This is a genomic window from Paenibacillus salivarius (genome assembly GCF_051307165.1).
Lineage (GTDB): Bacteria > Bacillota > Bacilli > Paenibacillales > Paenibacillaceae > Fontibacillus.
In genome coordinates this window covers 4,826,507-4,839,563 of the sequence record NZ_CP195592.1, presented here as the reverse complement: position 1 = coordinate 4,839,563, position 13,057 = coordinate 4,826,507, and the positions used below count along the sequence as shown (strand labels likewise).

13 protein-coding genes are annotated in these 13,057 nt (G+C 49.9%); 12 read left to right on the top strand and 1 reads right to left on the bottom strand.

All coding sequences use genetic code 11. The features are described from left to right. From ACSFXJ_RS22475 to ACSFXJ_RS22435, 9 genes are all read left to right on the top strand, one after another. Window positions 1-855, top strand: coding sequence for a carbohydrate ABC transporter permease (locus tag ACSFXJ_RS22475; protein ID WP_435922566.1), 855 nt, complete (start codon window positions 1-3; stop codon window positions 853-855). 215 nt (window positions 856-1,070) lie between these two features. Continuing rightward, on the top strand, window positions 1,071-1,541 hold the full coding sequence (locus ACSFXJ_RS22470) for a DinB family protein (RefSeq protein ID WP_435922565.1): 471 nt from the start codon (window positions 1,071-1,073) through the stop codon (window positions 1,539-1,541). 138 nt (window positions 1,542-1,679) lie between these two features. Beyond that, window positions 1,680-2,480 carry a cache domain-containing protein gene (locus ACSFXJ_RS22465; RefSeq protein WP_435922564.1) on the top strand — a complete coding sequence of 267 codons (801 nt, stop codon included), beginning with the start codon at window positions 1,680-1,682 and terminating at the stop codon, window positions 2,478-2,480. Then, the gene (locus tag ACSFXJ_RS22460) at window positions 2,453-3,691 is read left to right on the top strand and encodes a methyl-accepting chemotaxis protein (RefSeq protein ID WP_435922563.1); all 1,239 of its coding nucleotides are present in this window, start codon (window positions 2,453-2,455) and stop codon (window positions 3,689-3,691) included. Before ACSFXJ_RS22465 ends, ACSFXJ_RS22460 begins: the two co-directional genes overlap by 28 nt. 142 nt (window positions 3,692-3,833) lie before the next feature. After that, on the top strand, window positions 3,834-4,145 hold the full coding sequence (locus ACSFXJ_RS22455) for a PadR family transcriptional regulator (RefSeq protein ID WP_435922562.1): 312 nt from the start codon (window positions 3,834-3,836) through the stop codon (window positions 4,143-4,145). A gap of 17 nt (window positions 4,146-4,162) precedes the next feature. After that, a complete protein-coding gene (locus ACSFXJ_RS22450; protein ID WP_435922561.1) occupies window positions 4,163-4,789 on the top strand; it encodes a DUF2812 domain-containing protein in 627 nt (208 codons plus the stop codon). Then, a complete protein-coding gene (locus tag ACSFXJ_RS22445; protein WP_435922560.1) occupies window positions 4,786-5,769 on the top strand; it encodes a zinc-binding dehydrogenase in 984 nt (327 codons plus the stop codon). Before ACSFXJ_RS22450 ends, ACSFXJ_RS22445 begins: the two co-directional genes overlap by 4 nt. Window positions 5,770-6,067: 298 nt before the next feature. Beyond that, the gene (locus ACSFXJ_RS22440; RefSeq protein ID WP_435922559.1) at window positions 6,068-6,769 is read left to right on the top strand and encodes a hypothetical protein; all 702 of its coding nucleotides are present in this window, start codon (window positions 6,068-6,070) and stop codon (window positions 6,767-6,769) included. Further along, window positions 6,750-7,157, top strand: coding sequence for a toxin-antitoxin system TumE family protein (locus ACSFXJ_RS22435; protein WP_435922558.1), 408 nt, complete (start codon window positions 6,750-6,752; stop codon window positions 7,155-7,157). Before ACSFXJ_RS22440 ends, ACSFXJ_RS22435 begins: the two co-directional genes overlap by 20 nt. Before the next feature lie 80 nt (window positions 7,158-7,237). Here the strand turns inward: ACSFXJ_RS22435 and ACSFXJ_RS22430 are convergent, their stop codons facing one another. Then, on the bottom strand, window positions 7,238-8,479 hold the full coding sequence (locus tag ACSFXJ_RS22430) for a multidrug effflux MFS transporter (protein WP_435922557.1): 1,242 nt from the start codon (window positions 8,477-8,479) through the stop codon (window positions 7,238-7,240). A 179-nt stretch (window positions 8,480-8,658) separates the two neighbouring features. On the opposite strand from ACSFXJ_RS22430, the gene ACSFXJ_RS22425 reads away from it, so the two are divergent. From ACSFXJ_RS22425 to ACSFXJ_RS22415, 3 genes are all read left to right on the top strand, one after another. Then, window positions 8,659-9,102, top strand: a complete 444-nt coding sequence (locus tag ACSFXJ_RS22425) for a MarR family winged helix-turn-helix transcriptional regulator (protein WP_435922556.1) — start codon at window positions 8,659-8,661, stop codon at window positions 9,100-9,102. A gap of 156 nt (window positions 9,103-9,258) precedes the next feature. Next, window positions 9,259-11,010, top strand: coding sequence for an ABC transporter ATP-binding protein (locus ACSFXJ_RS22420; protein WP_435922555.1), 1,752 nt, complete (start codon window positions 9,259-9,261; stop codon window positions 11,008-11,010). Next, entirely contained in the window at window positions 10,994-12,847 is a 1,854-nt protein-coding gene (locus ACSFXJ_RS22415) for an ABC transporter ATP-binding protein (protein WP_435922554.1), read from the top strand. The genes ACSFXJ_RS22420 and ACSFXJ_RS22415 overlap by 17 nt, the downstream gene beginning before the upstream one ends. The last annotated feature ends 210 nt before the right edge of the window (window positions 12,848-13,057 follow it).

The following is a 13,057-nucleotide window of genomic DNA, read 5'->3' as shown; positions in this document are numbered from 1 at the left end:
ATGGAAACAATTAAGGAACGCGGAGCCGTCAACTTAAAGCTAAGCCGGACGATTATTTATATTGTCTGCATCCTGTTGGCGCTCCTCAGCATTCTTCCGTTTTGGATCATGTTTGTCAACGCCACCCGCTCTACGGCGGAAATCCAAAGCGGACTATCATTGCTTCCGTCGACTCATTTTATGGATAACCTGAGAGTGCTGCTGGACAAGAGCTTCGATCCGCTTCAAGGGTTCATGAATTCGTTTATTATCTCGGCTTCGGCAACCATCTTAACCGTCTATTTTTCGTCCCTGACGGCCTATGGGCTTGTGGCTTATAACTGGAAGATGCGCCAGCCGTTCTTTACCTTTATCATGTGCGTAATGCTGATCCCTGCACAGGCCAGCTCGATCGGCTTTTATCAGTTCATGTATAAATTGCATTGGACCAATAACTTTCTTCCCCTGATTCTGCCCGCGATCGCGGCACCGGCGGTGGTGTTCTTTATGCGCCAATACCTGCTCGCCACGATGTCGATGGAGATCGTGGAAGCTGCCCGCGTGGACGGTTCCGGCGAGTTCAAAACCTTCAACCGGATTATTATCCCGCTGATGATGCCGGCCGTGGCGACGCAGGCGATCTTTGCTTTTGTCGCCAACTGGAACAACCTGTTCATGCCGTTGATTCTGTTGACGCAGAAGGAAAAATATACGATGCCGATCATGGTAAGCTTGCTGCGCGGCGATATTTACAAGACCGAGTTCGGCTCGATCTATATGGGGTTGGCTTTGACGGCCTTACCGCTGTTCGTGGTCTACTTCCTGTTATCCCGGTATATTATCGCGGGCGTAGCGCTGGGCGGCGTTAAAGAGTAACCGATCAAACCGTTTTCTTCGAAGGTCTGAGGAGGAGAACTCGGAGCTCCATATGGAAGAGGACAGCAGAATCCGGCGGCATCCCTTTAAACCTTCATTAAAGATGTCTTGAAGCTTATGCTTCCGAGGCATCTTTATTTTTTTTCGGATATCATACGAACGTAGGTTCTGTTATAATATATCGGTAGAATTATGGGTGGAAAGGGAGAAACAACATGAATGCAGTAGAGGCTATCGTATGGAATTTGGAAGAGGTTCGCCGCAGAAGCTTGATCGTTTGGGAGAGTATTCCCGCCGAGTACCTGGAGTGGAGACCGGATCCGGATGCCATGAGCATCCAGGATATGATCCGGCACGTTTTGGATAGCGAACGTTACTATCATCTTGCTTTACTGAACCAAGGAAGCTTGGCGGATTATGAATCCCCATATGATAAAAGGGCATTTACGACCCTCCAGGAGGAGCTTGAATTTTCAGAGCCGTTGCGGGAAGCTTTTATGGATACCGTAAAATCATACTCATCGGAGGATTTATCCGAAGTAAAAATTGATCGAAGCGACGTGGGATACGTTCGCACTTTAGGCGATATGCTTTTGAGAATCGCCTATCATGAATCAGTTCATGCCGGGCAGCTTTTGGATTATTTGAGAAGTGCCGGGGTGAAGAGACCGAAGATATGGGATTAACAAGGCGCAGGATGGAATCCTGCGTTTTTTATTTTTATAAATTTATGTTGTGAATGCGATAAGCATCTAAAGATAATGTCGTTTTACGTCGATAAAAGACCATAGAATGTAAATTCGGACATTAAAGGGGAAATCATCATGAGATTGTTCGCCGGAATTTGGCGTAAGCTGGACACCTTGTATGTAAAGCTGGCCGCTCTATTGCTGCTGCTTGCGATTATTCCATTGGTTTATGCATCTTTGAAAGTTAGCGGCGATTTTACCGCGGTGGTCCGGGACAACGTGAAGGAGGAGCAGGTCCTGACGGCCCAAGCCAACGCGAATGCGCTAAATACGCTGCTGCAGGAAAAGCTAAACTCCTTTGAAAGTACGGTCGATGCCTACAAATCCGTGCTGATCGGGGGGAATCGGGAAGAGATCCTCCCGGTGCTCAAAAATATGAAAATTATGAACCCGGATGTCAAATCGTTCTCGTATGCGGCGGAAACGGGGCAAGCGTTCGACGATCAGGGGAATGCGAAAGATCTTTCGGATTTTGACAACTTTAAGCGGATCAAGCAGGAGAAAACGATAGGCATCTCCGATCTGCTTAAGGAAGCCGGATCCGGGGAACAGATTATTATCCTGGACATTCCCATTTTGGATGGGCAGGGACAATTCCAAGGGCTGGTTCAGGGGATTCTGCAGCCTGGAAATATCCAGAAAGACATGAACAAGAACCGGGTAAGCGAGAGCAGTTATGCATACCTGCTGTCTACCGCCGGGATGTATTTAACCCACCGTCAACGGAGAAGATCGGCACGGATTTCCGGGCGCATGCCAATGAGGAAAAGATCAAGACGTATGAGGACGAAGTTCTTGCGAAGGATCTCGGCACCGTTGATTATATCGAAGAAGATGGCACACCCAAGATGGCTTCCTTTGCCAAGGTTGAGTTAACGGGATGGAAGGTGGTCGTGTCCGGAAGCAAACATGACCTGATGAGCGGTGCGGAGGAAAGCAGGAAGGACGCCATCCTCTTCACCATAATCTGTACGGTGGTTGTTGCGGCGATATCGCTGTTGATTTCCCTCTTCTTCACGCGAATCATGACCTCGATGACAAAGTTGATGCAGAAGGTGGCTGACGGCGATTTGACCGAAAGACTGGACATGGGAAAAGGCCACGACGAGCTGCAGCAGTTGAAAAAGAACATGAACGGCATGTTGGATTCCTTTTCCCATACCATTGCTCGTCTGACCGACGCGGTTCAACATACGGCGGCCTCCTCGGAGGAGCTGACGGCCATTGCGGAGAGTTCCTCGCAGACCTCCGAAACCACGGCGAAAGCGGTAGAAGGGATGGTTCAGGGCGCGACCACCCAGACCGACGGGTCCGAGCAATCGGCCGTCGCGATCGAAGAAATGGCCATCGGCATTCAGCGCATTGCCGAATCCGCCGGGATCGTCAATCAGAAGGCGCAGGAAATGTACAGCGAGGTCAACCGTGGGGAACGCGTGGTGGACGAGGCAGTTTCCATCATTAAAGACGTAAAAGAGGGCGTGGGCAAATCGGCCGTCATGATGCAGGCGCTGGAGTCCAAGTCCCAAGAAATCAACGAAATCGTCGATTACATTTCATCCATCGCAGCTCAAACGAACATTCTGGCGCTGAACGCGGGCATTGAAGCTGCGCGGGCCGGTGAACATGGACGGGGATTCGGCGTGGTAGCCGAAGAGGTGAAGAAACTGGCCAAGCAGACGACGGAGGCCGCAAGCAATATCACGGTGATTCTGACGGATCTTCAAAGCTCGGCGGCGGATACCGGCAAGGCCGTGTCGCTAGGCCTCGCCGATGTCGAGGAAGGCGTTCGGCAGATCGAAAATGTGAAGGGCGTCTTCGATCACGTTTCGATCGCCGTGCAAGGGGTCACTTCCCAAATCGAGGAGGTCTCCGCGGCAACCGAGGAGCTTTCGGCCAGTGCCGAGGAGGTCTCGGCTTCGATGGACGAGATCGTTGCCATTTCCCGCGAGTCGTTGACGGAGCTGAAAGGGATTAACGACGCAGCCGAGGAGCAGCACCAGGCCATGGAGGAAATTTCTTCTTCCGCCCAATCGCTAAGCCGGATGGCCATGGAGCTCCAGGAAATGATCGCGAAATTCAGAATTTAGAACCATTCGTATCGGATCAAGTAAAACGCCTTCCGCGGGAAGGCGTTTTTTTTGTTGCATTATTCAGTTGAACTATATATAGTATAACTATACAGTCAAACGATATAACTAAAGACGATATCGTTTTGCCCGGAGGGGAATCATGGAAAAAAATAAGCATTTGCCGTTAACGGAGACGGTCTATTACATTCTGCTGGCATTGGTCGAGCCGGCGCACGGTTACCTGATCATGCAGAAGGTGGAGGAGCTCAGCGGCGGGCGGGTTCGAATGGCTGCGGGTACGCTATACGGGGCCATTGAAAATCTTCTGAAGCTGAAGTTCATTCAGCCTGTGGCCAGCAAAGACAGCCGCCGGAAGGTGTACGCGATTACGGATATGGGAACCGATATTCTCCGCCAGGATTTTGAACGGATGAAACATATGATTAAGGTTACGACGGACCTGATGAAATAAGGATGGAGGGATACGGAATGAGGAAATTGAAGTTCTTTACCAACTTCGATAAAGAGGAAAAGTGGCTTCATCTGATGGCGAGGCAGGGCTGGCGATTCATAAACAAGACGTCGTTCGGTTACGAATTCAACCCGTCGGAGCCGGAAGACGCCACGATCAAGATGGATTTCCGGACTTTTAAAAAGCAGGAGGATTTTCAAGATTACCTGGCTTTGTTCGAAGATAGCGGCTGGGAGCATGTTGCCGGCACGAAGAGCTCGGGATATCAATACTTTAGGAAAATAGGCAACAATGGCAGTGAAGATATTTTTTCGGATGCCGATTCCAAAGCAGTACGGTATAAGCGGATATCGGAGATGTGGGCCGCATTGGTGGTCGCGTTTGTCCCGATTTTAATTGCTCTTGTATCGACCGACGCCATCGATCCGGGAGTGCTGCTTCATCCCGAAGCTTTGTATTACACGCCCGGGCTTTGGGATATGAACGGGGCGGCGTTCTGGAGAGCCTTTTTGTTCGAGACCCCTTTTGCCTTGTTTCGAGGCGTGTCCTGGCTGGTCCTTCTTGTGATGATCATCCTTTATTTGTACTTTGCTGTTAAGGCATACCGTCAGTATAAAAAATCGAATGCGGAGTTGATAAGATGAAGGCTTTACTGTTGAAAGAAAAGGGTATGTGGAAAGAGATGACCGTTCAGGATACCGATACTCCATCGCCTGGAAAGGGACAGATCCTTGTCGAGGTGCAGGCGGTGGGGCTTAATCCCGTCGATTACAAAACCGCGACAGGCGGGAACCCGAATTGGACTTACCCTCATATTCTTGGGCTGGACGTCGCCGGCGTGGTGGCCGGAGTTGGCGAGGGAGTTACGGAATGGCGCGCGGGGGATAAAGTCGTTTATCATGGTGATTTGACCAAGCGTGGCGGCTATGCGGAATACGCCGTAACCAATGCGAATGCGGTGTCGCGCATCCCCGAAGGGGTGTCTTTTGAAGACGCGGCCGCGCTGCCTACCGCCGGGTACACGGCATATCAGGCTGTTTATCAAAAGTTGCCGATTGCGCAATTAAAAACGATTTTTATCCACGGAGGAGCCGGGGGCGTCGGCGGTTTTGCGGTTCAATTGGCGAAGCTGGCGGGTAAAGAGGTCATTTCGACGGCTTCCCGTCACAATCATGAATATGTAAAATCGCTTGGAGCGGATTACGTATTGGATTATCGGGAAAGCGACCTAGCCGCAGAGGTTAGCCGGATCACGAAAGGAAGAGGCGTGGATGCCGTGATCGACGCGGTCAGCAGACAAAGCTCTACGGATGCGCTGGACCTGATCGCTTTTTCGGGCCATCTCGTACATATTGCCGGGGCGCCCGATTATACGAAAATAAAGCCGTTCACGAAGTCCGTTTCCTATCATGAAGTCGCGCTTGGCGCGGCCCACCAGTCCGGCGATGCCGTTGCGGAAAGCAACCTGGCCCGCATGGGCGATGTAATGCTCTCGCTGCTCGCGGCCGGCAAAATATCGTCCATGCTCAAGGAAATCGTCCGGTTGGAGGATGTCCCGTCGGCGTTAAGCCGGTTATCCGAAAGACATGTCAGCGGAAAGATCGTGGCCAACGTTATAGATTAGCTTGGAGTTAGTAAGGGACTGCGACAGGGTGGTCTTCTTTTAAGGCATTATGCCATTATAAACAAGAAACGAGCCTCTAGAATTCCAAGGCTCGTTTTTTATTTGAATAATCAATTTATTTCCAATTAATACTTTTTCGGAGCGACAAGATTGAGGTATTTCACCAAAAAATTAAAATAGTACGCACTAAAATGTTTATTATTACATAATACTGATAATGGTTTATGAAAGTTTAAGTTTGTTTAAGTTTATATTGATACACTTTTGGAATAAATGTATACTAGGAGTGTGAGGTGACATGGTTATGGGAATTACGATAGTAGAAAAAAATCAATTTAGTCGAAACGCGAGTGAAATTGCGGAAGAGTTAATTCAGCGTTTAAGCAGTTTTGATAATAGTGTTTTATTGTATAAGGTCCTTGCGCTTGCAATAAAGAACAATGAAGAGATGGTACAAAAGTTTGATGAGTCGATTTTTGAAAATCCAAGTGAATTTCGAGAAAAGTATATAGCTTTGCTAGAACATGCTTTATCACAGGCTGTTGATTCGTCTAAAGAAGATAGAACAAATATGGTCCATGCTCACAAAATTGTAAAAGAATACACGACAAGTGAATTATCTAAATATTTTGGCGTCAGTATAACCACAATTTTTAATTGGATTGATCAAGGACGTTTTGAAGGCATACAGCGAGTTGGTTCGTATAAGCACAACCGAATACCCGATGACACGGTGTACATATATAGTTCTGGGAAAAGAACTCTAGTAAGAGATGTTGTGGCTATGTGGGAGCAGGAAGAAGCTGAACGCTTAAGGTTATCAAATGAGGATGATCTGAGTTACTTTACCGGACAAATTGCGTTGTATGAAAACAAATATAATGGAGAATTCGAACGCACGCTCGGAGCCAAAGAAAATCTGACACCCGAAGAAGAAACCGACGCACAAGTTTGGAAGCATCTTCTTGGGAGGCAGAAACGTGGCTTTAGAGATACCTAAAAGTAACTTTCGATTTATAGAACAAAATTTTTCAGACATCATCTTGGAAATTAGAGACGGTGTGAACGGTATTAGAAGCGGTGCGAAAAGTATTCGGAAAACCATTGTTTTCCGCGATACTTCGAAATTGCATTGTATTGAGGAATTAGATTCAAATGGTAGTTACATTGAACTCTATTGGTACGACTGGTATGACAATAATAAAAATCTCATTATGAAATTCCATGCTCATTATCATCCAGATGGAACTCCAGCCGAAATAACTGTATTTGATCCTTATCATATTCATTTAAGTAATGAATCCCGAATTCATAACACTTCCCACCGTGAACTTGATTCCATTCTTGAATTTATACGTCTTAGACATTATTCGATAAAGAACTCCTAAAAGTTAGTCATTACGATGGAACAAGTTAGGCATAAATAAAAGGGGCTGCCAATCGGCAGTCCCTTTTAGCGTCAAATATTTCAAATCCCATCCTTCACGCCTTCGCACGGAATCTTCGAACGGAGGAAGCCGAGCCATCCGATCATCGCTAACGCGGACATCGCGGTAATCAAGTCGCCCAGTCCCGCCACGATATTCCCCCACGGTACGGATGCGATCGCCATGCCGATGCTGCCGAAGACGGTGGTCACCGTATTGATGATCGAGGAAACCGATCCGGTATCTCCTTTTTGCTGGCGGAACAAAATGTTCATGCTGAACGGCCGCGTGGCGGTGAACGACAACGACATCCACACGAAGGAGATCAGGAACAGCGCCGGGGAGTGGGTACCGATCGTCATGACCAGCAAACCGCTAACCAGGGCCAGGAAAAAACAGCTTGTGGCCAGCACTTTTTTGTTCATGCCGCTGAAAAAGCGGACGTACAGGAACGGGCCCAAAATCGAGACGAGCGCATTGGCCGCAAAAAAGTAACTGTAGACCTGCTCGCTAAGCCCGAAGTAATCGACATAAATGTAAGAAGATACGGCGATGTAGCCCATGAAGGGAAGGGCGAGCAGCGAGAAGATGATGGCCGGATAGAAAAAGCTTTTGTTCCGGGCCACCACCAGAAGCCGTCCCATCGAACCGAGCAGCGTCCCCTTGTATTTGTCCGACTCCTGCAAAGATTCCTGATAGAGCAGAGTCAAGATCAGATTGATGACGCCGATGCCCGCCAACGTCCAAAACGATCCTCTCCAGGAGGAGAACGTCAAAAGGAAAGCACCGATGATCGGAGCGATCATGGGTGCGATTCCCGAGATGGACTGGATGACGGCGAGAATGTTTTCTCTCTTTTTGCCGGTAAAGCAATCTTTGACCATCGCTACGGAGACCGTCGTGATGGCCCCGGCGCCGATCCCTTGAACCGCTCGCGCGATAATCAGGAAATAGACATTTGTCGAGAGCGCGCAAGCGATGGTGCTGGCGATGTAAATCGCGTTGCCCGCCATCAAGATCGGCTTACGACCGTATTTGTCGCTCAGAGGTCCCCAGAACAGGATCCCCGCCGCATAAAATATGAAGAACACGCTTAACGTCAGATTGGTGATGGCCGAATTGCTTCCGAAATAAAGGCTCATTTTTGGCAGAGCGGGAAGATACAAGTCGGTCGAGAGCGGGATAAACATGTTCATTAGGGCAATGAAGGCGATGAGTCCGGTAGAGCCCAAGTATTTTTGCTTGATTGCAGGCTGTGGTTGAATCGGTTCGTTTTCTTTCAAATGTGTCTTGCCTCCTGGTTCTAATCTATGTGAGTATGTTACAATAGTCTTGCTTTTAAGACTGTTTCTAAAAATAAACCGTTTATTGATTTAATAGTTTAGATTTATTAACCATTATAGAATATAAGACAGGCAACGGGTTGTCAACATCACTTTTATGAAAATAGGGGGCGTTTCAAATGGAAGATATGAAATTGGACGAAGCGGCGAGGGGACTGTCTAACCTGATGACGGCCATCGACCGTAAGCTGATCCGGCCGCATGAGCAGAAAACCCGCCATATCGTAAGTCCGCTGGTGATCCATGTGCTGACGATGCTAACGGAGACCGAGACGGCGACGATGACCGAGCTTGCGAACGAGATCAAAATCGCCAAAGCGCAGTTGACGCCGATCATCGACAAGCTGTGCGACAGCGAATGGGTTTGCAGGGAACATGACTCCGCGGACCGAAGGATCGTACGCATCAAAATCACGCCCAAGGGGATTTCCATGCTCCACGAAATGCGGGAAACTTTATTCGAATTCCTTAAAGGGAAGTTGGCGAGGCTGGAAAAGGAGGATATCGCGACCCTCCAAAACGCACTGAACGACCTCTACAGCGTTATTCATAAAATGGCTTAAACCGAATGGCAAAAAGCAGGCTTTCACCGGTAAAGGGACGGCCTGCTTTTTGTTTGAGTTTTCCGGAAGAAATAACCTTGACAAAATTTATGAAATTGTATACATTTGCATACAGAATAGTATGTATACATATGTATACGCAACGAGGAGGAGAACATGGGTCTGCGGAGTTTAAGGTCTTATTTGAAGCCTTATTGGAAAATCGCCTTGTTGGCGCCGATTTTGATGTTGGTCGAAGTTAGCATGGACTTGCTCCAGCCGAAGCTGATGGCACATATCGTGAACGAAGGCATCATGAAAGGGGACCTGCCCCTCATTCAAAATACGGGACTCCTCATGATCGGTGTGGCCCTGATCGGCTTGCTCGGCGGGGCGGGCTGTTCCGTGTTCTCCACGATCGCATCCCAAAACTTCGGGGCGGATTTGAGGAATGGATTGTTCCGGAAAGTTCAATCGCTGTCATTTCGCCGTTTGGATCAGCTGAATACGGGATCGATCATTACCCGGCTGACGAATGACGTCGTTCAGGTTCAAACCTTTGTGCAAATGCTTCTGCGCACGATCCGCTCTCCGCTGCTCGTGGCCGGCAGCTTTATTATGGCGATGACGATCAGCCTTACGCTTACCCTGATCTTAGCCGTCGCCGTTCCCGCGTTGTTTCTCGTTTTGTATGCTCTGATCCGGCTGTCTTTTCCGCTTTATGCGAAGGTGCAAGCCAGGCTGGACGGCGTCAATGCGGTACTCCAGGAAAATTTGTCCGGCATTCGGGTGGTCAAGGCGTTTGTCCGGTCCGACTATGAGCGCAAACGGTTTGCCGGCGCGAACCGGAGCTTTACGGAAATATCGGTCAAAGCCGCGAGAGTCATCGGATTAAACATGCCGCTCATGATGCTGATCATGAATGTAAGCACCGTCGCCGTGTTGTGGTATGGAGGGGTGCAAACTTGGAACGGCGGCCTTCCCGTCGGCGATTTGATCGCTTTTATCAATTATGTGACCCAGTTGCTTTTTTCCATGCTCATGTTCGGAAATATGCTTTCGTTCTATTCCCGTGCCCAAGCATCGGCAAGAAGGATTCATGACGTGCTGGTCCTTGAGTCGGAGAGCGAAGGCGGCACAAATATGATCCCTAAACATGCCTTTGAAGAAGGGCAGCTGTCCTTCGAGCAGGTTTCCTTTGCTTACGACAAAGAGCAGAAGGAGTTTATCCTGAAGGATATTTCCTTCCGGGCCGAACCGGGGCAGACGATCGCCATTCTGGGCGCCACCGGGGCGGGGAAATCTTCCCTGGTCCATTTAATCCCACGGTTTTACGACCCGGCCAAAGGCAGGGTGCTCATCGACGGAACGGATGTCAAAGAGATGCCGTTAGACCTTCTTCGAAGCCGGATCGGCGTCGTACTCCAGCAATCGGTGCTGTTCAGCGGCAAAATCCGGGACAACATCCGGTTCGGAAAACCCGATGCCGATCAGGAGGAAGTGGAAGCTGCCGCCAAAGCGGCGGAAGCCCATGAATTCATTATGCGGCTGCCGGAAGGGTATGACACCGACCTTAACCAGAGAGGCGTGAATCTGTCCGGCGGGCAGAAACAGCGGATCGCGATTGCGAGAGCACTGCTGGTCCGGCCTAAAATTCTGATCCTGGACGACAGCACCAGCGCGCTCGACCTCGGCACGGAATCGCGGATTCAGAATGCGCTCAAGCGGTTGATGAAACAAAGCACGAACCTCATTATCGCGCAGCGCATCTCTTCGGTGGTCGACGCGGACAAAATCCTTGTGCTGGAACACGGAAGGATCGTGGCGGAGGGGACCCACGAGGAACTTCTAGGGTCCAGCCCGATCTATCAGGACATCTACCGTTCCCAATGGAAGGAGGAGGATCAAGCTTATGTCAGAACGCGCTAATCCGGCCGGGCTCGAAGCTTTAAAGCCGCATAAGCCCCCCTTCGGAGGAGGTGGCGGACCCGGAAGGCATATCGGTCCCAAAGTAAGGCCGAAAAATACGTTAGGCACCGTCAAAAGAATGTGGGGTTATTTGGGCAGACAGCGTACCGGAATGCTGGCGGCGGTTCTCCTCACGGTCGTGAGCTCCGTGATCGGTTTAATCGGTCCTTATCTGATGGGGATAGCCGTTGACCAGTATATCATTCCGAAAGACTATGCCGGTTTGGTATGGCTATGCTTGTTCATGCTGGGAATATACTTGCTGGGCAGCATCGTTTCCTGGGCCCAGACGTTTGTCATGTCGGGCGTCTCCGGCCGAACCGTACAGGAATTGAGGCATGATTTGTTTGATACTTTCCAATTGCTGCCGCTCCGGTTTTTCGATAGCCGCCCTCATGGCGAATTGATGAGCCGGGCGACGAACGATATCGACAATGTCTCGAACTCCTTGAACCAAAACGTGATCCAACTGCTGACCAGCATCATTACGCTTACGGGCTCGCTCATCATGATGCTGCGGCTGGATTTGCTTTTGACCGGCGTCAGCCTGGTATGCATACCGTTGATGCTATTGGCAACCCGGAAGATTACGGGACTCAGCCGGGGCTTTTTTAAAGGCCAGCAGCAGGCGCTGGGCGAATTGAACGGGTTTATCGAGGAGACGGTCACCGGCCAGAAAACCGTAAAAGCATTCCGCCGGGAAGCCATGGCAAGCGAGCAGTTTCAGGTGATCAACAAACGGTTGAACCGGGTCGGCATCAAAGCTCAAATCGTATCGGGCATGATCGGCCCGGTCATGAACTTCGTCAACAATCTGAGCTTTGCGTTTATCGCCGCGGTCGGCGGCTGGATGGCGTTCCACGATTGGACGACGATCGGGATCGTCGTGAGCTTTTTGACATATTCGAAACAATTGAACCGCCCGATCAATGAATTGGCGAATCAGTATAACATGGTTCAATCCGCCGTGGCCGGGGCCGAGCGCGTCTTTGAAATCTTGGATACGGAGACGGAATTCCGGGACGGGGGAGCATCGCATACCGTTCAAGAGGTGAAAGGCGAAGTGGTATTCCGGGAGGTATCCTTCGGCTACGACAAGAGGGCGCCTATATTAAAAAATGTCTCGTTCGCGGCCAAGCCGGGCGATAAAATCGCGCTGGTCGGGCCGACCGGAGCGGGCAAAACGACGATCGTCAATTTGCTGACCCGGTTCTACGATATTGACGAGGGCGAGATCACCATCGACGGCGCCGACATCCGAACGATGGAAAAGAACAGCCTGCGCGGCAAGCTTGGCATGGTTCTTCAGGACGCGTACGTGTTTTCCGGAAGCATTCGGGAGAACATCCGGTATGGCCGACTTGACGCTTCGGATGAAGAAGTCGAGGCTTGCGCCAAACTGGCGAACGCTCACGATTTCATCGTCAGATTGCCTTTAGGCTACGATACGATCCTGACGGCGGAAGGAAGCAATTTGAGTCACGGCCAGCGGCAGCTCCTGACGATTGCCCGAACCATTCTGGCCGATCCCGCGATCCTGATCCTGGACGAAGCGACGAGCAGCATCGATACCCGAACGGAAATGCATATCCAGGAGGGGATGAAAAAACTGATGAAGGGGCGAACGAGCTTCGTGATTGCCCATCGCTTAAGCACCATTCAAGACGCCGATATGATCGTCGTGATCAACGGCGGGGAAGTCGTCGAAAAGGGAACGCATACCCGGCTGCTGCAGGATCAGGGCTTTTATTATGATTTATACACAAGCCAGTTTCAACGGGCAGCTTCCGCGCACTGAAAGAGAGGAGAATAACTCCTCTCTTTTTTCGTAGAATAGCAGAAGAAATGAATTCCCGCGGAATGTGTATTCACTTTGAAAAATAACCGGAAAACCTACCCCTAATTTAGCCGGATTTCCTAATCCATCATGAATAGATGGAAATCCTCCCGCTAATTCGGCGGAAATCGGATTCAAGGGGCCAAACCTATGAATTTAACGGGAGCTTAT

What these genes read in the sequence shown, in the direction of transcription:
- ACSFXJ_RS22465 (WP_435922564.1), top strand. Translation starts at nt 1,680, where the DNA reads ATGAGATTGTTCGCCGGAATTTGGCGTAAGCTGGACACCTTGTATGTA.
- ACSFXJ_RS22470 (WP_435922565.1), top strand. Translation starts at nt 1,071, where the DNA reads ATGAATGCAGTAGAGGCTATCGTATGGAATTTGGAAGAGGTTCGCCGC.
- ACSFXJ_RS22415 (WP_435922554.1), top strand. Translation starts at nt 10,994, where the DNA reads ATGTCAGAACGCGCTAATCCGGCCGGGCTCGAAGCTTTAAAGCCGCAT.
- ACSFXJ_RS22455 (WP_435922562.1), top strand. Translation starts at nt 3,834, where the DNA reads ATGGAAAAAAATAAGCATTTGCCGTTAACGGAGACGGTCTATTACATT.
- ACSFXJ_RS22460 (WP_435922563.1), top strand. Translation starts at nt 2,453, where the DNA reads ATGGCTTCCTTTGCCAAGGTTGAGTTAACGGGATGGAAGGTGGTCGTG.
- ACSFXJ_RS22420 (WP_435922555.1), top strand. Translation starts at nt 9,259, where the DNA reads ATGGGTCTGCGGAGTTTAAGGTCTTATTTGAAGCCTTATTGGAAAATC.
- ACSFXJ_RS22425 (WP_435922556.1), top strand. Translation starts at nt 8,659, where the DNA reads ATGGAAGATATGAAATTGGACGAAGCGGCGAGGGGACTGTCTAACCTG.
- ACSFXJ_RS22445 (WP_435922560.1), top strand. Translation starts at nt 4,786, where the DNA reads ATGAAGGCTTTACTGTTGAAAGAAAAGGGTATGTGGAAAGAGATGACC.
- ACSFXJ_RS22440 (WP_435922559.1), top strand. Translation starts at nt 6,068, where the DNA reads ATGGTTATGGGAATTACGATAGTAGAAAAAAATCAATTTAGTCGAAAC.
- ACSFXJ_RS22450 (WP_435922561.1), top strand. Translation starts at nt 4,163, where the DNA reads ATGAGGAAATTGAAGTTCTTTACCAACTTCGATAAAGAGGAAAAGTGG.
- ACSFXJ_RS22475 (WP_435922566.1), top strand. Translation starts at nt 1, where the DNA reads ATGGAAACAATTAAGGAACGCGGAGCCGTCAACTTAAAGCTAAGCCGG.